Raw genomic sequence first — 22,849 nt, forward strand, 5'->3', positions numbered from 1 at the left:
ATACTTAAGTGTTAAAATAGAATGAAAAGTTTTTAGGAGTTTATATGGCAGCAGGTGGGAAAGCAAAGACAGCTAGTAAAAATAACCCTACTCAGCGTAAGAAAGCTGAGCAAAAAATGTATAAAGATAAACCGGTAAAACCTGTTAGATATATAGATCGTGATTCGCGCATGAATTATATGTCTGCTCAATATGACAACGGCAATCTGGTTGAAGATGAGGTAAGCGGCAATCCTATAAAGTGGGAAGCTGTATAATAGTTGTGGTTAAAGTTACTATTAATTCTAAGGAATGTGAAGTAGAGCATGGGCTCACTATAATTCAAGCTTGTGAAGTCGTGGGCGTTGAAATTCCACGTTTTTGTTATCATGAGCGTTTAGCAATTGCTGGTAATTGCAGAATGTGTTTGGTTGAAGTGGAGGGTGGACCTCCAAAACCAGTAGCCTCTTGTGCAATGCCAGTTGCAGAAGGGATGGTTATTCACACTGATACCCCTAAGGTTAAAAAAGCACGTGAAGGTGTGCTTGAGTTTTTGCTAATTAACCACCCGCTTGATTGCCCAATTTGCGATCAAGGTGGTGAATGCGATTTGCAAGATATCACGATGGCTTATGGGAAAGGAACCAGCAGACTTGATGAGCATAAGAGGGCTGTGCCAAAAAAACACTTCGGACCACTGATTGAGACTGCGATGAATCGATGCATTCATTGCACTCGGTGTGTTAGATTTTTGTCTGATGTTGCAGGTACAAATGAACTTGGAGGAATCGGAAGGGGAGAAAATGTAGAGATTAGCACTTACATAAAAAGGCATATTAGTTCTGAATTATCTGGAAATATCATAGATCTCTGCCCGGTAGGGGCTTTAACTTCAAAGCCTTACTCCTTTACAGCGCGTCCATGGGAGCTATCACATTGTGAGACTATAGATGTGCTAGATGCTGTGGGCAGCGCAATTAGAGTTGATTATCGTGGCCCGGAGGTTATGAGGATATTACCAAGGCTGAGCGAAGAGGTAAATGAAGAATGGATATCAGATAAAACCCGCTTTGCCTATGATGGACTAAAAGTTCAGCGTCTTGATCGACCTTATATAAAAAAAGATGGTAAATTAGCCCCAGTTGATTGGAATGAAGCATTAACTGTTGCTGCAAAGAAATTAAAGAATACAAAATCAAATAAAATAGCTGCAATTGCAGGTGATTTAGCAGATTGTGAGTCTATGCTTCTACTCAAAGAAGTGATGCAGAAGCTCGGCTCGGGGAATATAGACTGTAGGCAAGATGGTGCAAAGCTTATACCAAGTAATCGTGGATCGTATGTGTTCAATACCACTATTGAAGGTATAGAAAATGCAGATTTATGTCTGCTTATAAATACAAATCCAAGGATAGAAGCACCGATTATTAACGTAAGATTGAGAAAGAGATATTTACAGGGCAACTTTCCTGTTGCAAGTGTTGGTCCTAACATTGAATATTTGTATCATGTTGAGAAATTGGGCGATAATCCTGATATTTTGAGTGAAATAGCAAATGGAAATCATAAGTTCTGTGAGCTGCTGAGTGCTGCTCAGAGCCCTATGCTGATTATCGGTCAAGATGCATTAGTAAGAGACGATTCTGAATCAGTTCTAGTTCTAGCTGGCAAAATTGCAGAAAAATTTAACATGGTCAGAGATGACTGGAATGGCTTTAATATGCTGCATAAAGCTGCAGCAAGAGTTGGTGGGCTAGATACTGGGTTTGTTCCTAAAAAAGGCGAAAGGGATATTAATCAAATATTGGAACATGCAGAAAGTGGTGAAATAGAAGTGGTTTATCTTCTTGGTGCAGATGAAATTGATACATCAAAATTAGAAAATACATTTGTAATTTATCAAGGTCATCACGGTGATAAGGGTGCACATGTGGCAGATGTTATCTTGCCTGGTGCTGCATATACAGAAAAATATGCAACTTATGTAAACACTGAAGGTCGAGTGCAAAGAACAAATTTAGCTGTATTTCCTCCAGGTGAAGCAAAGGAGGATTGGTTAATTATTAAAAATCTCTCGCAATATTTGGATCTTTCCTTACCATATGATAGTTTATTTGACGTGAGAAAAAAATTAGATACTATCGGTCCACAGTTTAGAAATGCTGATCAAGTGGTAAAAAACACATGGGTACCAATCAGCAGCGGTGAAATAAGCTTAAGTAATACACCTTTTACTTTAAAGGAGTGTAATTTTTATATGACGGATTCAATAAGTCGCGCTTCAAAAATAATGGCAGATTGTACTAAAGCTTTTTATGAACACGCTAGTTAATATTTTATTTATTTTAGTACCGCTACTACTTTCAGTTGCATATTTGACATACTTTGAGCGTAAGGTCCTTGCTGCAATTCAACTGAGGCACGGCCCAAGTGTAGTTGGACCTTTTGGGCTATTGCAGCCATTTGCAGATGCTATTAAGCTCCTGATTAAGGAGCCGATAATACCATTTAGAGCGAGCACCATACTGTTCATTATGGCTCCAATGCTTACCTTTATCTTGGCATTAATTGCCTGGGCAGTTATACCGTTTGGTGCTGAAGTAATTGTAAAAAATGGCCAGCAAGTAGTGATTCCTAAGGTTATAGCAAATATTAATGTTGGAGTGCTTTATGTGCTAGCTATATCGTCGCTGGGAGTATACGGCGTAATTATTGCAGGCTGGTCAAGCAATTCTAATTATGCATTTCTTGGCGCTATACGGTCGGCTGCTCAGATGATTTCATATGAAGTTTCAATAGGCTTAATAGTTGCTACAGTCGTTATTACCACTGGAACATTGAATCTTGGAGAAATGGTAGTGGCAAAACATAATATGCCATTTTGGGTTGATTTACTACTAATGCCTATAGGAATAATATTTTTTATTTCTTTGCTTGCAGAAACTAATCGTCACCCATTTGATTTACCAGAAGCTGAAGCAGAGCTTGTCTCTGGATATAACGTTGAATATTCATCCATGCCTTTTGCCCTCTTTTTTCTTGGAGAATATGCAAATATGATTTTAGCAAGTGCTATGATGACAATATTCTTTCTGGGGGGATGGTATCCTCCGTTAGAGCTTGGTTTGCTTTATAAAATTCCAGGTTTGATTTGGTTCGTTTTGAAGATAGTTATACTTTTATTCGTATTTATTTGGATTAGAGCAACAATACCTCGTTATCGATATGATCAGCTAATGCGCCTTGGTTGGAAAGTATTTTTACCAATATCAGTGTTTTGGGTGATACTCATTTCAGGGGTGTTGCTCTTTACTGGGAATTTGCCTGGATCCAATGTTTAATTTCCCAAATACAAGATTAAGACGCAGGCGCTCGAGCAAATGGGTTCGCAATTTAACAAGTGAAAATAGTTTATCAGTAAATGATCTGGTTCTTCCTCTGTTTGTTCATGACAGAGAAGAAACAACTGAACCAATTTCTGGCTTACCAGGCGTAAAGTGTTATTCAATAGATGGATTAGTGTCTATAGTTAAGGAAGCTAAAGATTTAGGGATTAATGCTGTTGCAATTTTTCCTGTAGTTGATAGTAAACTAAAATCTGAAAACGCTGAGGAAGCATATAATTCTGACAACTTAATCTGCAGAGCAATTTGTGCTGTAAAATTAAAGGTACCTGAAATTGGTATTATTGCAGACGTTGCATTGGATCCATACACTATTCACGGCCATGACGGCATTTTAAAAGATAATCAGATGGATGTAGAAAACGATGAAACTATATCAGTGCTGTGTAAGCAAGCGTTTGCTTTAGCGAAAGCAGGATGTGATATAGTTGCTCCTTCTGATATGATGGATGGTAGAATAGGAAGAATCAGAAAATCATTAGATGATAACAACTTTCAAGACGTATTAATATTATCTTATGCAGTGAAATACTGCTCTAGCTTCTATGCTCCATTCAGGCAAGTCGTTGGTTCATGTGGGCTATCACATTCTATAGACAAAAGTGGTTATCAAATGGATTATAAAAATGCGCGCGAAGCAATGTGCGAAATTGAAATGGATATAAATGAAGGTGCAGATTTTATTATGGTTAAACCGGGTATGCCATATTTGGATATTATCAAAACAGCAAGTGATAAGTTTAATTTTCCGATTTTTGCTTACCAAGTAAGCGGTGAGTACGCAATGATAAAAGCTGCTGCAAATAATGGCTGGCTAGATTATGACAAGGTGATTTATGAATCTTTGATTGGTTTCAAACGTGCGAGTGCAAGTGCAATATTCACTTACGCTGCACTTGATATTGCAAAAAATTTAAGTGCATAAGCCCTATAAAATTATTAAATTTTTGGCGCACGTTCTTCTACTGTTGCTGCATATTACTTAAAGTTTTCCAATACATGTTTTAAGTTGTTGATAAGTCCGTTACAATACAGTATTATAAATAATATAAACCAAGTGTTACTTAGAACATGGGGATTTTTTTTAAATTTTTGGGAAAGATGCTAGGTAAGGTTTTTCCTGCCAAAACAGTAAGCTCTCTTTTAGGAATAGGATATTTACCAAGTTGGCAGAACTATTGGTCTTCTTTTTTAATATTATTTATTGTCGATGTTATATTAATTCTTACATATGGAGGCGAATACTTACTATATAAAATGCCAGACTCAGGAATAGTTGTAGCTGCTGTTTTTACAAAATTGGCAATAGTTATGTTAGTAATGCAATTAATTGGAATATTTATTTTTCATGCTCAAGACCCTTCAGCAAACAGTGGTGAAGAAATAGTAATACAAATAGCGTCAGGGCAAGTACTGACTGTAGCACTTTCAATGCCAGCAATAATGTCAATTTATTATGCTGTAAGTAAACTCTATGGGAATATATGTAAGCAGATGTTTCAATGCCCATTTTGGTTTAATGATTTTATGCACTTTTTCTTTTTTCTTATGATACCTTACGTATTTTTTAATGTCGTAGAAGTGATAAAACCATGGCCAATAAGTTCAATACAGCTCAGCTATAATAATGCAATGTCAATTACATTTGAGGGGATTTTTCACACATTTTATGCGGTGATTTTACTGTATTTAACAGCATTTATATTCTGCGATTTAACTATGCGTGATGCAATTGTCCTAAATAAAAGCATAATTCAGTATGTGAGGGAAAGTTCAGCAGTTTTAGGTGATTATTTACATAGTGCTGCAAAAAAAATAAATATTGAATAGTACTTATTTATTTATATATTTAGTATAAAAAGTGTACAATTTGTGTGAACTTACAAAGTATAATAAAAGAGTTACAAGATTTTTGGGCTGGTGAAGGGTGCGTTATACTTCACCCATACACATCTGAAGTTGGTGCTGGTACATTACATCCTGCAACAATTATGTCTGCAATTGATACAAAACCGACAAAAATTGCATATCTACAACCAGTAATTAGGCCATCAGATGGGCGCTATAGTGATAATCCTAATCGCTTGTATCAACATCACCAATATCAAGTTATAATAAAGCCATCTGGTAATAATTTACAAGACGTCTATTTAGATAGCTTAAAAGCTCTTGGCATATCTACAGAAAAATATGATATTAAGTTTGTTGAAGATGATTGGGAAAACCCAAGTGTTGGTGCATCAGGACTTGGATGGGAAGTTACATGCAATGGAATGGAAGTAACACAGCTTACTTATATACAGCAAGTTGGAGGGATTGACTGCAAGATGATTCCTGGTGAGGTGGCATATGGGTTGGAACGTTTAGCAATGTGCATACAAGGTGTAGATAATGTTTACGATATAATTTGGAACGATAACGGTGTAACTTACGGAGATATTTTTAAACAAAGAGAATATGAATTTTCTTATCTAGCGTTAGATTATTATGATACTAAAGTGGTACAGCAGCAATTCGAAGATACGGAAAAATTGTGTAAGTTCCTTATTGAAAAGGAGCTACCAATGGCAGCTTATGACCAATGTATTAAAACTAGTCACCTACTTAATCTGCTTGATGCAAGAGGTGTGCTTGGTGTGAATGAACGTACAGCTTATATTGGTAAAGTTAGAGAGCTAACAAAAAAATGTTGTGAATTGTACATGAGTAAATAGCGTATGTCGTTGCAGTTGTTATTTGAGTGCCTTTCAGAAGAAATACCACCGAGAATGCAGAATTCAGCTACAGTTCAAGTTAAGAGCTGTATTGCCAATGTTTTTAACAAAAATAATGTAAAATTTACATCAATGGAGGTTTTTATAACGGCACGTCGCATTACCCTATTTGTCGACAACACAAATGCTTTGGAGCTAAAGGATTCCAATAACGAAGTTAAGGGACCAAACATTAACGCACCAAAAAGTGCTATCGAAGGTTTTTTAAGAAAATATCAGAAAAATGAAGAAGATTTGCTCGTTCGAAAAGTAAATAATGAGGATTTTTACTTCATTAAAAGAGAAAGCTGCTCATTTAACATTCAAGAGTTTCTTAAAAATCAACTAGGAGAAATATTAAAAAATTTCTCTTGGCCAAAAAGTATGAGATGGGGCAAAGGAAAAGAAAGGTGGGTTAGGCCAATTAAAAACATTTTATGCATTTTAAATGATGAAATAATACCTGTATCTTTTGCAGGGATTACAGCGTCTAACACAACATATGGCCATCGATTTCTCTCAAGTGGTACGGCGCTTACTGTTAAAACACCTAAAGACTATTTTGAATTGCTAGAAAAAAACAGTGTAATTCTCCAAATGGACAAAAGAAAGCAATTTATACTAGATCAGATTAATAAATTCACAAAAGAGCAGAATTTACAACTTGAGAAAAATGATTATTTACTAAATGAATTGACAGGGCTTATAGAGTGGCCAATCGTACTGTTTGGTGAAGTGAATCAAGAAAAGTCATTTGGATTACCGAAGGAAGTAATACTTAGTATAGTTAATACACAACAAAAATACCTTGCTTTAAGTAATGGAAAGAGAATTTCACACTTTGTCACTGTTGTCAACGTCAACAATGGTGAAGTTGTTAAAGGACACGAAAGAATATTAGAAGCACGTCTTGCTGATGCCCAATTTTTAATATCTCAAGATAAAAAGGAAAATCTAGATTATTATGTCAAAAGATTAGGTTCAATATTATTTCATGCTTCACTTGGCAGCGTGGGGGAAAAGGTGAAGCGTATTACGGCTTTGTCAAAGTATATAGCTATATTTATTCCACATGCTTCGCTGATAAAAGTTGAACGTGCTGCATATTTGGCAAAAGCTGATTTGGCAACATCGATAGTAAGAGAGTTTCCAGAATTACAAGGAGTAATGGGTGGATATTATGCTTCTTATTTTCAAGAAGATAGAGAAATAGTGGAAGCTATAACTGAGCATTATAAGCCAATCGGGCCAGAGCAGGAGTGTCCTAAATCTCCTTCTGCAATTGCTGTGTCAATTGCAGACAAAGTGGATAGCTTAGTTGGTTTAATTGCAGCAGGTGAGAAAATCTCTGGTTCGTATGATCAATTTGGTTTGCGGAGAATGACAATTGGTATAATTAGGACAATACTTGAAAATAATTTGCATGTTCCAATTAGGCTAATGATAGACAAGTCAGTATCTTTATATTCAAGGCTTCTATTTAATAAAAATACAGCGTCAGTTGATAAGCCGAATAGAAAACAAATTTCAGAACTAGTATTTAGATTTTGCTTAGAAAGATTCAAGGTTATTTTAAAAAATAGAGATATAAGGCAAGATGTTGTAGATTCAATACTATATAAAATCGATATTAATGATCTGCTGACAGCAGAAAAGCAAACTGTTATATTGGATCGTTATCTTAGTACTCCAGAAGGTGAACAAATTCTAAGCACTTACAAAAGAGTCAGTAACATGATGAGCAAAGCAAGGAAAAGTGATGGCACTACTTATAGTGCATCTTACGGTAAGAGGTTTTTGATTGAAAGTGAAGAAATTGCGCTATCAAATTGTGCTATAACTGCTTGTAAAAACATAAAACAAGCGATAAAAAATAACCACTTTAATGTAGCACTTGATGAACTTGCTGGTTTTGCTCCGTTTATCAATCAGTTTATGGACAGTATAAAGATTAACTGTGATTCTGATAAGCTGAGAAGAAACAGATTATCTTTGCTTGAAAATGTAGTTTCCATCTTTCATTTAGTAGCAGATTTTAACCTCATACAGGTTAAGCAATGGATAAATGCTCAGGCAATATAAAGAACAAATCAAATCATCTCCACAGTCCTGTGGCGTGTATAAGATGGTCGGAGATAAGAATAAAGTTTTATATGTTGGAAAAGCAAAAAACTTAAAGTCGAGATTATCCGACTACCTTCAATTCGAAAACCTTTCTGAACGAATTAGAGTTATGCTCTTACAGGTTATTAAGGTTGAAATATTCATCACTGAGAATGAAATCGAAGCACTGCTTCTTGAAGCACAGCTAATAAAATCATTGAAACCACTTTATAATATTGTGCTCAAGGATGGAAAATTTTATCCTTATATAACAATTTCCAAGCACGATTATCCAAGAATAGCAAAATATAGAGGCAAATTTAAGAAAAATGAGTTTCATTATTATGGTCCCTTTACATCTGCCGCTGCTGTTAAGCAAACTATATTGTCATTGCAAAAAGCTTTTCTCCTAAGAGTATGTTCAGATCAATACTTTTCCTCAACAAAAAGACCATGTATTGAATATCAAATTAAGCGCTGCTCAGCACCATGCATAAACAAAATCACAAAAGACGACTACTGCCAATCAGTAAAACAGGCACGAAATACATTGCTTGGAAGAAATAAGGAAGTGAAAGAACAGTTACTTTTCACAATGAGAAAGTGCAGCAGTGAAGAAAACTATGAGCTTGCTGCTATATATAGAGATCGGGTAAAGTTTCTTGAGCAAATTCAAATACAGCACACGGATTTTTCTTTTGAAAAAGATGCAGATTTCTTCAGTATTGTACGTGAAGAGGATCTAGCATGTATTAGTGTGTTATCGTTCAGAAATAAAGACAACTACGGCAGCACTCCTTACTTTGCCGAGAACTGTGGTGATCACTCAAATGATGAAATTTTATCCACCTTTTTGGTCAATTTTTATAATTCAGCTAACATACCTCCAATACAAATTTACGTTCCAGATTCTATTGTGGATAAGGAAATTATAGAACAAGCACTATATAAGGTTGCTCAAAAGCCAGTAAAAGTTCTGCATGCAAAGAATAAAAAAGAGCGTGATTTATTGAAATTTGTTTATGATAACTCTCAGCATAGCTTAGAGCAGAAGCTTATCGATTATAGGAATAACCTAGAAAAGCTTGAGGAGCTTAGCAAAATCTTCTTGTTACCAAATATTCCAAAGCGTATTGAGGTTTATGACAATAGCCATATATTTGGAAACCAACAAATTGGTGTAATGGTTGTTGCAGGGCAGGAGGGTTTTTTAAAAAGTGAGTACAGAAAATTTACTATAAAGGAAAAATTTTCAGGCGATGACTATAAAATGATGAGGGAAGTGCTAACCAGACGTTTCTCCGGCAATATAAAAGGCATAATACCTGATTTTTTACTGATTGATGGTGGACCAGGACATGTTTCCATAGTACAGAATGTACTGGAAGTATTGAATATAAACGTTCCTTTTGCTTGTATGGCAAAAGGTCCTGATCGTAACGCAGGAAATGAAAGATTTTATATGCTGGGCAGGGAAGAATTCAGTCTGGCAAATGACAGCAAAGTCATGCTTTACTTACAATCGCTGCGTAATGAAGCCCACCGTTTTGCGATAACTTCACATAGAAAAAAACGCGATAAACAGTTTATAGTTTCACAATTAAGCAAAATACCCGGCATTGGCAACAAAAGAAAAAAAGCGTTGATGTCTTATTTTGGTTCAGTGAAAAATATAAGCAAAGCTTCTCTGGCTGAAATTCAAAACGTACCTGGAATTAGTAAAGGTTTAGCAGAAGTCATTCTTAAATACGTGAATTATAAGAGAGGAGTACTGGAATGACACAAAACCCGTTTTATTATTAGGGAATTTATATCTTAAAACCGCAAAAAAAGGTGTGCGTATTTGTGAAAAAAAATCTCCATAAAATTTGTGAAGCAATGTGGTGGGACTAGTGCGATTCGAACGCACGACCTTCGGATTAGGAGTCCAACGCTCTATCCTGCTGAGCTATAGTCCCGTGTTTCCTACCATTCATGTAAAGTTATAGCAAAAAATCCTTTCTTTTCTAGATTTCTTGCATAACCAATTTATGACGACAAAAAACATTTCTGTACTTCTTGAGTATAATGCTATTATATTTAATAACATGGTTTAAGTAAGATTAATGCTAGTTAACAATATTGGTTATTTCTATAACAATCAAAACGACTTTGCTTTAAGCAATATAAACATTAAAGTAAAGAAAGGAAATGTTGCATGTTTATTGGGGCATTCTGGCTGTGGCAAGTCAACAATTTTGAAATTAATTGCGGGGATAGAAAATCCAAAATCTGGAACTATTTTTATAAATGATAGGTTAGTTGCAAGTAATAAGGCATCAGTCGCTATAGAGCATAGAAATATCGGATTGATTTTTCAGCATTCTGCATTATTTCCTCATAAAACAGTAGTAGAAAATATAACCTTTGCTATCCGCAGCTCTTCCAAGAGAGAAAAGCACCTAATTGCATTGGAAATCTTGAAGTTACTCAATATAGAAAAATATGAAAATATGTACCCTAACGCCTTATCTGGAGGACAGCAACAATTAGTTGCAATAGCAAGAGTGATGGCACAAAACCCTGATGTTGTGTTGTTAGATGAACCATTTTCTAATTTAGATATACTGCTCAAGTGCCGAATAAGACAACATATATTGTCCCTTTTTAGAAGTAAAAATATCCCTGTGCTAATGGTAACTCATGACCCGCAAGAAGCATTGAAAGTTGCAGATTTTATCTACGTAATGAAAAATGGTAAAATTATTCAATCAGGAGTTTCTAGCGATATATACCATAAGCCTAAAGATGATACGCTAGCAAAGTTTTTTAGTGAGCTCTCTTCTACTCTACAGTTAAGCGAAAAGTTTCCACTTATTCGCTGCAAGAAAATAATCTAGTTTGGGATTGTTATAAAATAATTAAAAAACCTTGATTTATAATTAAATAAAGGTGATATAATCTATGTGTTACTTGACTTCAGTCAAGTTTTAATATTTAAAGGTCAATATTTTAAATGGAGGTGAAAATGAGTTTAGGACCATGGCAATTGTTTCTAGTCTTAATAATAATTTTAGTTCTGTTTGGTGCAGGCAGATTACCGCAAGTTATGGGTGATTTAGGAAAAGGCATCAAAAACCTTAAACAGGAGCTTAAGGACTCAGAAAAATTATCGTCTAATGAACCAGATCGTTAGCGTCCTCATACTTCGTGACATGCACCTTAGTGCATGTCATCTGTTTAAAAACTTAGTCAGGTTAAAGAATGAAAGAGATGAAGTGTTGGTATGAAATAAATAACAAATATTGAAATACAGCAACAACTATGTTAGCTTAAGAGGAATATTTTATTAAAGGATAATTGTGCAAAAAAGTGAGAAACTAACTAAAGATAAAAAACTAGCTTCTGATATTCTAAAAGAGGTTGCAGATACCAATAACAATGATAGCAATAAAGTAACTTTGTTTGACATTAAAACAGCTTTGCATGAGCGCGGTTTTGGTATTTTAATAATCATCTTCTCCTTGCCGCTATCGGTGCCTATACCGGTTCCACCTGGTTATACAACTATTCTTTCTATACCTTTAATCTTATTCTCACTGCAGCTTCTATTTGGATTTGATTCTCCTTGGATGCCCAGTGGCTTTGTTGCATAGCAACTGAAAAATCTGGTGGCTACTGACAAAATTCATTATAAAATAGCCATTTAACCTTGAAAGAAAAAATATGCCACAAAAAATGAGGGTCAGTAACCATAGCGAATATAACAAATTTCTAGAAAAAAGAGGAAATATTTTTCATTATATCAACGAAGCCATAGAAAAGTGGTACGAGAATGGTCCAAAAATACCAGGTGGCAACAATATTTATAGCGATAAAGTTGTAATTTTGGTGCACATAATAACTTGTTTATTTAGAATAGGCCTGAGGCAAACAGTTGGGTTTATAGCAGGATACCTTGAGCAAATTGGGAAAAATTTGCAAGTTATCAGCTATTCACAATCATCAAGAAGGTTTAAGAAACTCAATATTAAGATCAATGATTGCAGAATTGATAAAAATAATATGGAAGATATCGAAATTGCTATAGACAGTACAGGAATTAGTATATACAACAACACTCCTGGCCATAGCAAAGAAAATAGCGAAGATAGAAAGTATCGCAGCTATGAACAGACAAGAAAATTGCATGTAATGTTGAATACAAACAGCAAAAAAGCCATAGCTGTAAAATACAGTAACGGTGTCTACTCTGATCACTATGGAGCTTGTGATTTGCTAAAAGAAGTCGATTTTCAGTATGTCATAAAAGTACTATATGCAGATAGGGCATATGACAGAGAAAAGCTCTATAAGCTGTGTAATCAATATGGTATAAAAACGAAAATTCCTCCGAAAAACAACGCAGCAGAGCATCCAAAATTGGATTATATGCTTGATAGAAATGCCGCTATTCAGTTAATGAAATTACATGGTGAGAATGGTATAAAAAGATGGAAAGAAGAAGTAAATTACGGAAAAAGATCGTATATTGAAGGATTTTTCTCAAGGTTGAAGCGAATATTTGGGTTTAGTTTTAGGAGCAAATCTGAAATTAATCGTGAGAAGGAACTGCTACTCAAGTGTTATTTGCTTAACAAATTTACTGAAATAGGCATGGCTAAGTTTGAGATAGCTTCATGAATTTATTGTACGTTACCTACTATCCGAAGAGCGATGCAACAAAGCCATGCCCAGTTGGCTAGAAAGAAGATCTTTTCAGCGTTCAACACTAGCTCTTGTGGTAGAGAAAACTTCCCCTGTATTAGAAAAAATAGAAAAATTCATGAAGCCAAGACTGTCTTTCATTTTCTATGGGCCTGGTGAGAAGATTCTGGCTTTTATGATGTTGCTTTGTGCAATAATAATAGCTCTTCCATTACCTTTTACTCACTTCCTTCCTGCAATTGGCACAACTCTTATTTCACTTAGCATTATGAGTAAAGACGGGTTTCTATCCATATTGGGAGTTTTAGTATCATTGTGCGCGTTGTTGCTTACTCTTGTTGTAATAGTCAAAGGACCACAACTTATAACCGGAGCACTTTCTCTTCTTAAAAGCTTTACAACACTTTAACAAAAGAACGAATTACTAGCGCAAAATGAATAATGCATATTGAAATAAAACAATAATTGTGTTAAGAATTATTTTTATCAAAGGTTTTTCGTGTCAAAAAATGATAAGTTGACTAAAAGTGATAAATTAGCTTCTGATATTCTAAAAGAAGTTGCAGATACCAATAACAATGATAGCGATAAAGTAACTTTGTTTGACATTAAAACAGCTTTGCATGAGCGTGGTTTTGGTATTTTAATAATCATCTTCTCCTTGCCGCTATCGGTGCCTATACCGGTTCCACCTGGTTATACAACTATTCTTTCTATACCTTTAATCTTATTCTCACTGCAGCTTCTATTTGGATTTGATTCTCCTTGGATGCCGCATTGGTTGGAAAGAAGGTCTTTTCAGCGTTCAACACTAGCTTTTGTGGTAGAGAAAACTTCTCCAGCATTAAAAAAAATAGAAAAGTTCATGAGACCAAGAATGTCTTTTATTTTCTATGGGCCCGGTGAAAAAATTTTAGCTTTTATAATGCTGCTTTGTGCGTTATCAATAGCTCTTCCACTACCTCTTACTAACTTCATTCCTGCAATTGGTACGACTCTTATTTCGCTTGGTATCATGAGTAAAGATGGGTTTCTATCCATATTGGGAGTTCTAATATCATTGTGTGGGTTATTGCTTACTCTTGTTGTAGTAGTCAAAGGGCCACAACTTATAATTGGGGCATTTTCTTTTCTCAAAAGCTTTGTATATGGTTAGGCTTTACAACACCTTAACAAAAAAAAAGGAACTTTTTACACCAACCGATAAAGATCATGTGAAAATGTATGTTTGCGGACCAACAGTATATGACACAGCACATATAGGCAATGCACGATCTGTTGTTGTGTATGATGTGTTATTTCAGCTACTCAAGTTTTGTTATGGCAAAGTTACCTATGTGCGTAACATAACCGACATTGATGATAAGATAATTAATGCAGCAAGCGAGAAAAATAGCAACATAGAAAGTATAACCACATATTACATTAAAGCTTTTCATGATGATATGGAAAGCATAAATTGTAAAGAGCCAACACACGAGCCAAAAGCAACGGAAAACGTAGATTATATTATAAAATTAATTGAACATTTACTGCAATCAGGCCACGCTTACGAATCTGACAAACACGTGTATTTTAATATAGAATCTTACCATGAATATGGTGCTTTATCAGGAAAAAAAACTGATGAATTGGTTCCAGGTAGCAGAGTTGAAGTTAATGAAAATAAAAAGCACCCTGGAGATTTTGTGCTGTGGAAGCCTGCAAATGATATTGACTACAAACTTTCAAGTTATTGGAATAGCCCATGGGGAGAGGGCAGGCCTGGATGGCATATAGAATGCTCAGCAATGTCATATGCTTACCTTGGCAAAGATTTTGATATTCATGGTGGCGGCATAGATTTACAATTTCCTCACCATGAAAATGAAATTGCACAGAGTAAGTCCGCATTTGCTGGATCAATGTTTGCAAAATACTGGATACATAACGGCTTTCTTACAGTAAATGAAGAAAAAATGAGCAAGTCCTTATTTAATATAGTCAAAGTAAGGGATTTGCTAGATAGTGGAATAAAGGGTGAAGTAATACGCTATGCACTGCTCAAAACTCACTACAGAAAACCACTTGATTGGACAGAAAACGTTATTTCTGATGCACAGGAAACCTTAAACAAATTTTATCGGTTATTACGTGGTTTAGATATAACGAATATTGATGAAAGTAACGCAGAGATTTCTAAAGATTTTATAGACGCTTTAAAAAACGACTTAAACATCCCTGAAGCTCTAGCTATATTACATGAAATGGCTGCAAAAATCAACAAAATGAGTAATGAAAGTGAAAAGCTTAAATTAACTGAGAGTTTTGTTAAGAGTGCCAGATTTATTGGTCTTCTTGAGTCAAGTTATGAAAAGTGGTTTGCTGTGGATGTAAATCATCAAGAAATAGAAAGGTTGATAGACTTAAGAAAAATTGCAAAAAAAAATAAAAATTACGATACTGCAGACAAAATAAGAAATCAGTTGAAACAAATGGGGATTACAATTTCTGACAATGAAGATGGTACAACAACCTGGTAAATTCATATGGAAAACTACTTCCTGTTATTCACAGATAGTCTAGTATCATCATTAGTCTTACCCATACATCAAGGTTTTGTGTTCAATACCATGCTTTATTTCAGGTCGTATCACACTCCACTACTTATGTTATTTTTTGGAGTACTAGGATCAAGCCTTGGTGGAATAGTTAACTGGTACTTAGGTAGAATAACAATCTCTATACGAAAATCATACCACAAACTAGAGAACGAGCATAAAACACCAAAAATCGTAAGAAATCTACTGATTTGTGCAGTTGCATTACTTTCGTGGGTGCCAGCACTTGGAAGTGTGATTCAAATTTTATCAGGTTATTTTAAGTTAAACCTTTATATCCTTGCCCCTTTAATCATTCTATCTAATTTCTTCTATTTGTTATATCTAATACTTACTTTTGGCGTATAACAGCTATAGTACTACAGCTATTAAAGCCCACTTCTGTCATCCTATGCCCTGATAGAAGCGGAGCTATAAATTAAATGCAAAATTTCAATAGTTATAAGGATGCACCATGAGCTAAAAGTAACTTTATTTGAAAAAATTTCTCTTATACAAATATCATCAGGAGCAAGGTAGGACATTTGTAATTTTCCAAATTACAAATGTTGTTTTAGTATAACAGTCACTTTTATATTTGGATTCAAAGTCAAGCAGTTTTTCTGCTTCTTCTTCATATTCTTTCAGGTAGTCACTAACACTAATTTTTTTCTTACTTCTACGACTTAGTACAATATTGCTTTCGTTTATATATTTTACTGCTTGCCCCAAAGCTAATGGAAAATACTGCAATTCTTTTGTTAGTTTTTTTATTTCTTCATCTTGTAAATTATTTCTTATATTCAAAGCCTTCTTCACAAACCTCAAAGCTTCTGTTTCAGTAAACTCATCTAATTGTATTACTTGTATCTTACCTTCCTCTTCTCCTACTTTCCAATCTTTACTACGAGAAGTAATTAATACGCAAGGCTTGTTATAGTCCTGGCCTAAAGAGAATGGCAAAAACTTACTAATATCCTCATATCCCTCAGCATTATCAAAAATGAACAGGCTTTTCCTTCCCCTTCTTGCAAAGAAAGCATATATTTCTTTAACAATAGTTTCTATCGTCTTGTCATTTCCGTACTTATCCTGGGGAGGAATACCTAGTTTATCATCCTCAGCTAACTTCAGAAAAGAATTCTTCATAATTCCAAAGTTTTCAGCGTTTACCCATACAACATTGCCATCATAATCTTTTCTATATTCATAAGCGTATTTCCTAGCTAACTCACTTTTTCCTATTCCTCCAAGACCACCGATAACAACCATTTGTGATATTGCCGTTAGTTTGCCAGTACTTTCATGCAATTTACCATATATTTCTTGCAATTCGCTGTCCCTCCCAACAAACATCTCAACTGGATATACCATATTAAACTGAATAGGCTTCTCTATCTGCTTGTTATTCTGTGTTGTTGCAACTGCATGTATTTTATGCAGTGTTTTACTATCCTTACGCTGTTGTTTTGCTATTTTACCTATTTCTTTATTCCCTTTCTCTACTTCTTGTCTTATCTCACTTAAAGTACTAGCACACATCTCTACTTTTCGGAAAAGCTCTTCGCCTTCTTTATGTGAAAGGAAACGTCCTTCTCTATCCTTCATCCAACTCCACATTTTCATAAAAAGCGCGTTGTAAGCAGTTTCGTCATTACCAAAGTAGTTGAACTTTTCGATCAATTTGTTACTTATCTCATTTTTGATTAATCCTTCCAGTTCAGCATGGTTAGGTAAATTAACTGCAAACACCAATTTATCTGGAAATTCCTCTATTTTCTTATTTATTTCTCCATCGCTAACTTGTCCACCTACCTCACCCTTTATAAAATCCATATTCTCTTGCAAGTGTGAGATAATACTATTATCAAATTTATATCTTACACTACTGCCTATATTCAGAAACTCATCTTCTGTGTTCATTCTTGTAAATGAAATTCCCTTATCTGCTAGACTTTCAAAGTCAAAACCGACATTTGTGGCAATAAAAAAATCCTTTATTTTATCCTTGAATTCTTCATTACCTTGAATTTCTAAAAAGGCAGCAAAATGTTTTACTAAGTTAAGTTCACCACTTTTTGTCAATAAGTCGCCTACACAGATCTTCTTGCTGCCATCTTGTTTATGTTTAACTTGTATAAGCATACATACTGTTGTCCCATTTTGCTCATACCGGAAAACAATATCGTCAAAACCTGCAGCCGAACTCATTTCCGTGGCTAAGCGGAAAAAGTACTTTCTATTCACTGCACGTCTAAAAAACAGCATTAGCCACAATTTTTGATAGTCAATACCATGAATAAAGTTTTTCGCCCCTCCAGTAGGATAAGTTTCAGGCATCCTCAACCTCACATAATTTTAAAGATGGTGCCGACAAATGGTAAAAAAATAATAAAATTATATGTCATGAGATTAAAGATATCGTAGCGTAAATCTGAGAATATCTACGAGATGTGCTGTTATGTAAATAAAAAAATGTAACTAATTACTTAATCTCTCACTCAAAATTGAATTCACGACATCGGGGCTGGCTTTTCCCTTAGTGGATTTCATAACTTCACCAACAAAGAATCCGTATAACTTTGTTTTACCGCTTTTATATTCTTGAACTTTATCTTGGTTGTTATTGACGATTGTGTCGATAACTTCTGATATTTGACCTCTATCGGTTATTTGCTTTAGGTCCTGCTCTTCTATAATTAAAGATGCAGGTTTGCCAGTTTCAAACATAATATCAAAAATTTGTTTGCCAAGTTTAGCAGAGATCGTTCCATCAACGATAAAATCTAAGAGCTCGGACAAGGCATTGGCTTTGATTGGGGAGCTTATAATATCAATACCTGCTTTATTTAAACGACCAAAAAGCTCTACGGTTAACCAGGTGACCGCAAGCTTTGAATCATGTTTTTTTATCAATTCCTCAAAGTAATCAGCAATTGCCTTATCGGAAGTAATGACGTTTGCATCGTATTCGTTGATACCCAATTCCTCAATGTATCGCAGCTTTTTTTGATCTGGTAACTCGGGCAAAGATGATTTAATAGAATCGATTTTATCCTGGCTTACCTCAACTGGCAACAAGTCAGGCTCAGGGAAGTATCTATAGTCGCTTGCATCCTCTTTGTTTCGCATCACTTTTGTTTTTCCCGAAGCAACATCAAACAATAAAGTATCTTGACTTATTTCTTCCCCACTTTCTATAATTTCAATTTGTCTTTGTATTTCATAGTCTATAGCTTGCACAATATAACGTATCGAGTTCAGATTTTTTATCTCACAACGAGTGCCAAATGTGCTACTGCCTTTTAGGCGGACAGAAACATTTGCATCACAACGAAGTGATCCCTTTTCCATATCACCATCACACGAACCAATGTAACGCAAAATCTGCCTCAATTTTTTCATGCATTCTGCAGCTTCCGCAGATGAACGGAGATCTGGTTCTGAAACAATTTCCATTAAAGCAACCCCTGCACGATTTAAATCCACATAAGTTTTGCTTTCCTCATGAACGCTCTTTCCTGCATCTTGCTCTAAATGAATTCTCGCAATTCTTATTTCTTTTTCATTGTCGTTGATAAATACTCTACCGTTTTTAACTATTGGCTCAAAAAACTGAGTTATCTGGTAACCTTGTGGTAAATCAGGATAAAAATAATTTTTCCGATCAAAGTAAGAACACTTATTAATTTCTGCAGAAAGTGCAAGACCGGTGCGTATTGCTTGCTCTATGCAGTAATAATTTAGTATTGGCAGCGTACCTGGCATTGCCGCATCAACTAGAGAAACTTGAGTGTTATGCTCAGCACCAAATTCCGTTGATGAGCTAGAAAATAGCTTCGTATTAGAAGAAACTTGAGCGTGTACCTCAAGCCCAATTACCGCTTCCCAATCCTCTTTCGTCATGTATTTTATTTAAATGATAATCTTAATATTCTGCAAAATTAGCACAAAAAGTCAAAACAAAACTCATGTTAGCTAAGTGGTATGCAGATTGTTTTACCCATAGAAACGGGTTAAATGCAAAAGATTACTTGACAAGCTTCGCCAGCCCTCTTATCATAAAATTGAAGCTATTTATTTATCTTCTCTGTACAGATTAAATGACAAAAAAACTCACGTATCTGGCGTCTCATGTTTAATTTTTTGCACTATGTGCACCTTATGTCTTTATAAAACTTCTACCTACATAAGCTGAAACGCGCTTATAAAGCGTTTAAAACATAAAAAAACGCCAACTTAAAAAATGGATAGTGAATAACTAGCTACCCTAGGGTTTCTTTTGCCTTTTTTTCTGTTTAGTAAATTTCTTAACGTTTATAATTTAGATTAGTTGCGGTTTAAAAGCAACTGAATCGCGGTTATTAAGTGTTTAGAATAAAAAAACGCCATACTTGAAAGTATAATGTAAGTAATTAGCCAACCACGGGGCTTCTTTTGCCTTTTTTTTCGTTTGGTAAATTTCTTAAATATTTATAGCTAAACGATAACCGTCATCCCGCTACTTGTTAGCGGCCGAGATACCGCGAATGAATTGCGGTATGACGTAGGATTGCTGTCATTCCAGTGCCAAGCACTGGGATCCAGCCTTTATTATTTGGTTGAAATTAAGTCTTCTGGATCCCAGTGGGCTTTGTTGCATCGCTAGCTATGATGGATTAAAGATAAAAAAGATAGGGAATATCAGTAGCTTATTATTCTGGTATTTATAACAAGAACGGTCAGTGAATACCTAAATTTGAGTAAAAGAAATTTCACTACCACTCACTAATCTGGCTAAAATTCAAGAATTTCAATGCTTTAGCTATTTTCAATAGAATTAAATTTATTAATATAAATAACAAATTACTATTCTTAAATTTGATCAGATTGATTGCAAAAAAACAAGATTTTCAATAGGTTGCTTATAATCCTAACTATAGTTAGCCTTTCATAAGTAGCGATGCAACAAAGCCATCCCAGTGTCAGCTACTTGGATGACACCATTCTTTTTCCTGGATTCCAGTGTCTGGGCACTGGAATGACATCCTCCCTTGTGGAGATTGCTCTCAAATCACAATGTTCGTACAGCTATGCAAACACAAAGGTGTCATTCCAGCGCGTGACGCTGGAATGGCTTTGTTGCATCGCTACTTATGAAAGGCTAACTATAATTAGGATTATAAGCAACCTATTGAAAATCTTGTTTTTTTGCAATCAATCTGATCAAATTTAAGAATAGTAATTTGTTATTTATATTAATAAATTTAATTCTATTGAAAATAGCTAAAGCATTGAAATTCTTGAATTTTAGCCGGATTAGTGAGTGGTAGTGAAATTTCTTTTACTCAAATTTAGGTATTCACTGACCGTTCTTGTTGTAAATACCAGAATAATAAGCTACTGATATTCTCCACCTTTTTTATCTTTAATCCATCATAGCTAGCGATGCAACAAAGCCCGCTGGAATCCAGTTGAGCTATTTCAACAAAAATACTGCATTTTGAGATGAACGTCTATTCTCACCAGACTTATTTACAAGTATAACAATTAAAGTCTGGATTCCAGTGGGCTTTGTTGCATAGCAACTGAAAAATCTGGTGGCTACTGACAAAATTCATTATAAAATAGCCATTTAACCTTGAAAGAAAAAATATGCCACAAAAAATGAGGGTCAGTAACCATAGCGAATATAACAAATTTCTAGAAAAAAGAGGAAATATTTTTCATTATATCAACGAAGCCATAGAAAAGTGGTACGAGAATGGTCCAAAAATACCAGGTGGCAACAATATTTATAGCGATAAAGTTGTAATTTTGGTGCACATAATAACTTGTTTATTTAGAATAGGCCTGAGGCAAACAGTTGGGTTTATAGCAGGATACCTTGAGCAAATTGGGAAAAATTTGCAAGTTATCAGCTATTCACAATCATCAAGAAGGTTTAAGAAACTCAATATTAAGATCAATGATTGCAGAATTGATAAAAATAATATGGAAGATATCGAAATTGCTATAGACAGTACAGGAATTAGTATATACAACAACACTCCTGGTCATAGCAAAGAAAATAGCGAAGATAGAAAGTATCGCAGCTATGAACAGACAAGAAAATTGCATGTAATGTTGAATACAAACAGCAAAAAAGCCATAGCTGTAAAATACAGTAACGGTGTCTACTCTGATCACTATGGAGCTTGTGATTTGCTAAAAGAAGTCGATTTTCAGTATGTCATAAAAGTACTATATGCAGATAGGGCATATGACAGAGAAAAGCTCTATAAGCTGTGTAATCAATATGGTATAAAAACGAAAATTCCTCCGAAAAACAACGCAGCAGAGCATCCAAAATTGGATTATATGCTTGATAGAAATGCCGCTATTCAGTTAATGAAATTACATGGTGAGAATGGTATAAAAAGATGGAAAGAAGAAGTAAATTACGGAAAAAGATCGTATATTGAAGGATTTTTCTCAAGGTTGAAGCGAATATTTGGGTTTAGTTTTAGGAGCAAATCTGAAATTAATCGTGAGAAGGAACTGCTACTCAAGTGTTATTTGCTTAACAAATTTACTGAAATAGGCATGGCTAAGTTTGAGATAGCTTCATGAATTTATTGTACGTTACCTACTATCCGAAGAGCGATGCAACAAAGCCATTCCAGTGTCAAGCACTGGAATGACATCATAGGGGCACTGCCCTTTTGGATGGAAACCAGTGTCAGCTACTTAGATGATACCTTTTTTCTACTTAGTTTGGGTTATGCAAGAAGTCTATTGCATTCCTGAGCAATTTGATTCATTATTCTTTTTGTAAAAAATTTTCTTAACTTTCTCTCCACTTTTTTGGTAAGGTCACTTTAAAGGAAGTCTAATAGATGCTACATAGAAATCCAGATGAGTTTCTAAAGTCTATTCCAAAAGATAAGCGCATAATGTGCCTTGACATGGGAGAAAAGCAAATAGGCATAGCATTTAGCGATAAAACACAGCTCATAGCCACAGCTCATAGCATATATCACAGAAAAAATATGAGCAAAGATTTAGGTTATCTGCATAGAATATTCAAAGAAAATGAATCTGGATCAATGGTAATAGGACTACCATTAAAAATGGACGAGCAAGAAACTAAATGGTGTAAAACTATAATCCAATTCGCAAATAAAATAATAAAAAAATATAAAGTAAATATATACTTACAAGACGAAAGCTTCTCAACATCTATCGCAACTCATACACTAAAAATTACTGGAATATCAATCACAAAATCGAAAAAAATAGATGATAAAATCTCCGCATGTATTATTTTGCAACGAACGTTAGACAAGATAAATACAATCAAATAGTTTTTCCAGATCTGGAAATC

At 34.8% G+C, this 22,849-nt stretch carries 19 protein-coding genes, 1 tRNA gene and 2 pseudogenes; 19 read left to right on the top strand and 3 right to left on the bottom strand.

Annotated elements, in window-relative coordinates:
* The first annotated feature begins 44 nt into the window (after positions 1–44).
* The 8 genes from OPR21_RS06015 to uvrC all read left to right on the top strand — a co-directional run bounded on the left by OPR21_RS06015 (position 45) and on the right by uvrC (position 10,019).
* Positions 45–257, top strand: a complete 213-nt coding sequence (locus OPR21_RS06015) for a hypothetical protein (protein ID WP_006279675.1) — start codon at positions 45–47, stop codon at positions 255–257.
* A 5-nt stretch (positions 258–262) separates the two neighbouring features.
* Positions 263–2,311: an NADH-quinone oxidoreductase subunit NuoG gene (nuoG, locus tag OPR21_RS06020; protein WP_213863144.1), complete on the top strand. Its 2,049-nt coding sequence runs from the start codon at positions 263–265 to the stop codon at positions 2,309–2,311.
* The gene (nuoH, locus tag OPR21_RS06025) at positions 2,295–3,320 is read left to right on the top strand and encodes an NADH-quinone oxidoreductase subunit NuoH (RefSeq protein ID WP_236515135.1); all 1,026 of its coding nucleotides are present in this window, start codon (positions 2,295–2,297) and stop codon (positions 3,318–3,320) included. The genes nuoG and nuoH overlap by 17 nt, the downstream gene beginning before the upstream one ends.
* A complete protein-coding gene (hemB, locus tag OPR21_RS06030; protein ID WP_265029806.1) occupies positions 3,313–4,308 on the top strand; it encodes a porphobilinogen synthase in 996 nt (331 codons plus the stop codon). Before nuoH ends, hemB begins: the two co-directional genes overlap by 8 nt.
* A 146-nt stretch (positions 4,309–4,454) precedes the next feature.
* Positions 4,455–5,213 carry a hypothetical protein gene (locus OPR21_RS06035; protein ID WP_006279670.1) on the top strand — a complete coding sequence of 253 codons (759 nt, stop codon included), beginning with the start codon at positions 4,455–4,457 and terminating at the stop codon, positions 5,211–5,213.
* Positions 5,214–5,257: 44 nt separating this feature from the next.
* Positions 5,258–6,097 carry a glycine--tRNA ligase subunit alpha gene (locus tag OPR21_RS06040; RefSeq protein WP_077188493.1) on the top strand — a complete coding sequence of 280 codons (840 nt, stop codon included), beginning with the start codon at positions 5,258–5,260 and terminating at the stop codon, positions 6,095–6,097.
* Positions 6,098–6,100: 3 nt separating this feature from the next.
* Complete coding sequence (gene glyS, locus OPR21_RS06045) at positions 6,101–8,218, top strand: glycine--tRNA ligase subunit beta (RefSeq protein ID WP_265029810.1); 2,118 nt, start codon at positions 6,101–6,103, stop codon at positions 8,216–8,218.
* Positions 8,202–10,019 carry an excinuclease ABC subunit UvrC gene (gene uvrC, locus OPR21_RS06050; protein ID WP_182318997.1) on the top strand — a complete coding sequence of 606 codons (1,818 nt, stop codon included), beginning with the start codon at positions 8,202–8,204 and terminating at the stop codon, positions 10,017–10,019. Before glyS ends, uvrC begins: the two co-directional genes overlap by 17 nt.
* 101 nt (positions 10,020–10,120) lie before the next feature.
* Here uvrC and OPR21_RS06055 read toward each other — a convergent pair.
* A tRNA-Arg gene (locus tag OPR21_RS06055) sits at positions 10,121–10,197 on the bottom strand.
* Between the two features lie 147 nt (positions 10,198–10,344).
* Between OPR21_RS06055 and OPR21_RS06060 the strand changes: the two genes are divergently transcribed.
* From OPR21_RS06060 to OPR21_RS06095, 8 genes and pseudogenes are all read left to right on the top strand, one after another.
* Positions 10,345–11,118, top strand: a complete 774-nt coding sequence (locus tag OPR21_RS06060) for an ABC transporter ATP-binding protein (protein ID WP_006280146.1) — start codon at positions 10,345–10,347, stop codon at positions 11,116–11,118.
* Positions 11,119–11,246: 128 nt separating this feature from the next.
* Positions 11,247–11,414, top strand: a complete 168-nt coding sequence (gene tatA / locus OPR21_RS06065) for a twin-arginine translocase TatA (RefSeq protein WP_006013840.1) — start codon at positions 11,247–11,249, stop codon at positions 11,412–11,414.
* Between the two features lie 166 nt (positions 11,415–11,580).
* Positions 11,581–11,859, top strand: a pseudogene (locus OPR21_RS06070) (exopolysaccharide biosynthesis protein); the annotation flags it as partial.
* An 85-nt stretch (positions 11,860–11,944) separates the two neighbouring features.
* Positions 11,945–12,901: an IS5 family transposase gene (locus OPR21_RS06075; RefSeq protein WP_265029812.1), complete on the top strand. Its 957-nt coding sequence runs from the start codon at positions 11,945–11,947 to the stop codon at positions 12,899–12,901.
* A gap of 46 nt (positions 12,902–12,947) precedes the next feature.
* A pseudogene (locus OPR21_RS06080) lies at positions 12,948–13,334 on the top strand (exopolysaccharide biosynthesis protein); the annotation flags it as partial.
* Positions 13,335–13,424: 90 nt separating this feature from the next.
* Complete coding sequence (locus tag OPR21_RS06085; RefSeq protein ID WP_015588796.1) at positions 13,425–14,081, top strand: exopolysaccharide biosynthesis protein; 657 nt, start codon at positions 13,425–13,427, stop codon at positions 14,079–14,081.
* Positions 14,074–15,447, top strand: coding sequence for a cysteine--tRNA ligase (cysS, locus tag OPR21_RS06090; protein ID WP_236515131.1), 1,374 nt, complete (start codon positions 14,074–14,076; stop codon positions 15,445–15,447). The genes OPR21_RS06085 and cysS overlap by 8 nt, the downstream gene beginning before the upstream one ends.
* Before the next feature lie 6 nt (positions 15,448–15,453).
* Positions 15,454–15,873: a YqaA family protein gene (locus OPR21_RS06095; RefSeq protein WP_077188498.1), complete on the top strand. Its 420-nt coding sequence runs from the start codon at positions 15,454–15,456 to the stop codon at positions 15,871–15,873.
* A gap of 156 nt (positions 15,874–16,029) precedes the next feature.
* Here the strand turns inward: OPR21_RS06095 and OPR21_RS06100 are convergent, their stop codons facing one another.
* Positions 16,030–17,844 (bottom strand): NB-ARC domain-containing protein, encoded by a 1,815-nt coding sequence (locus tag OPR21_RS06100; RefSeq protein WP_265029818.1) that lies wholly within the window; start codon positions 17,842–17,844, stop codon positions 16,030–16,032.
* Positions 17,845–17,985: 141 nt separating this feature from the next.
* On the bottom strand, positions 17,986–19,410 hold the full coding sequence (gatB, locus tag OPR21_RS06105) for an Asp-tRNA(Asn)/Glu-tRNA(Gln) amidotransferase subunit GatB (protein WP_265029820.1): 1,425 nt from the start codon (positions 19,408–19,410) through the stop codon (positions 17,986–17,988).
* A 1,036-nt stretch (positions 19,411–20,446) separates the two neighbouring features.
* Between gatB and OPR21_RS06110 the strand changes: the two genes are divergently transcribed.
* From OPR21_RS06110 to ruvX, 3 genes are all read left to right on the top strand, one after another.
* Complete coding sequence (locus tag OPR21_RS06110) at positions 20,447–20,719, top strand: hypothetical protein (RefSeq protein WP_265029821.1); 273 nt, start codon at positions 20,447–20,449, stop codon at positions 20,717–20,719.
* A 419-nt stretch (positions 20,720–21,138) separates the two neighbouring features.
* Positions 21,139–22,095, top strand: coding sequence for an IS5 family transposase (locus OPR21_RS06115; protein WP_265029812.1), 957 nt, complete (start codon positions 21,139–21,141; stop codon positions 22,093–22,095).
* Between the two features lie 266 nt (positions 22,096–22,361).
* Positions 22,362–22,829, top strand: coding sequence for a Holliday junction resolvase RuvX (ruvX, locus tag OPR21_RS06120; RefSeq protein ID WP_010082183.1), 468 nt, complete (start codon positions 22,362–22,364; stop codon positions 22,827–22,829).
* Positions 22,830–22,849: the final 20 nt, after the last annotated feature.

This window comes from Wolbachia endosymbiont (group A) of Philonthus cognatus (assembly GCF_947251755.1).
Taxonomy (GTDB): Bacteria; Pseudomonadota; Alphaproteobacteria; order Rickettsiales; family Anaplasmataceae; genus Wolbachia; species Wolbachia pipientis.

Bases quoted from the DNA above. Each gene is read 5' to 3' on its own strand.
- OPR21_RS06095 (WP_077188498.1), top strand. From the start codon at position 15,454: ATGGAAAACTACTTCCTGTTATTCACAGATAGTCTAGTATCATCATTA.
- cysS (WP_236515131.1), top strand. From the start codon at position 14,074: ATGGTTAGGCTTTACAACACCTTAACAAAAAAAAAGGAACTTTTTACA.
- OPR21_RS06100 (WP_265029818.1), bottom strand. From the start codon at position 17,844: ATGCCTGAAACTTATCCTACTGGAGGGGCGAAAAACTTTATTCATGGT.
- OPR21_RS06075 (WP_265029812.1), top strand. From the start codon at position 11,945: ATGCCACAAAAAATGAGGGTCAGTAACCATAGCGAATATAACAAATTT.
- OPR21_RS06035 (WP_006279670.1), top strand. From the start codon at position 4,455: ATGGGGATTTTTTTTAAATTTTTGGGAAAGATGCTAGGTAAGGTTTTT.
- hemB (WP_265029806.1), top strand. From the start codon at position 3,313: ATGTTTAATTTCCCAAATACAAGATTAAGACGCAGGCGCTCGAGCAAA.
- gatB (WP_265029820.1), bottom strand. From the start codon at position 19,410: ATGACGAAAGAGGATTGGGAAGCGGTAATTGGGCTTGAGGTACACGCT.
- OPR21_RS06015 (WP_006279675.1), top strand. From the start codon at position 45: ATGGCAGCAGGTGGGAAAGCAAAGACAGCTAGTAAAAATAACCCTACT.
- OPR21_RS06060 (WP_006280146.1), top strand. From the start codon at position 10,345: ATGCTAGTTAACAATATTGGTTATTTCTATAACAATCAAAACGACTTT.
- OPR21_RS06115 (WP_265029812.1), top strand. From the start codon at position 21,139: ATGCCACAAAAAATGAGGGTCAGTAACCATAGCGAATATAACAAATTT.
- nuoH (WP_236515135.1), top strand. From the start codon at position 2,295: ATGAACACGCTAGTTAATATTTTATTTATTTTAGTACCGCTACTACTT.
- uvrC (WP_182318997.1), top strand. From the start codon at position 8,202: ATGCTCAGGCAATATAAAGAACAAATCAAATCATCTCCACAGTCCTGT.
- ruvX (WP_010082183.1), top strand. From the start codon at position 22,362: ATGCTACATAGAAATCCAGATGAGTTTCTAAAGTCTATTCCAAAAGAT.
- glyS (WP_265029810.1), top strand. From the start codon at position 6,101: ATGTCGTTGCAGTTGTTATTTGAGTGCCTTTCAGAAGAAATACCACCG.
- tatA (WP_006013840.1), top strand. From the start codon at position 11,247: ATGAGTTTAGGACCATGGCAATTGTTTCTAGTCTTAATAATAATTTTA.
- OPR21_RS06110 (WP_265029821.1), top strand. From the start codon at position 20,447: ATGCAACAAAGCCATCCCAGTGTCAGCTACTTGGATGACACCATTCTT.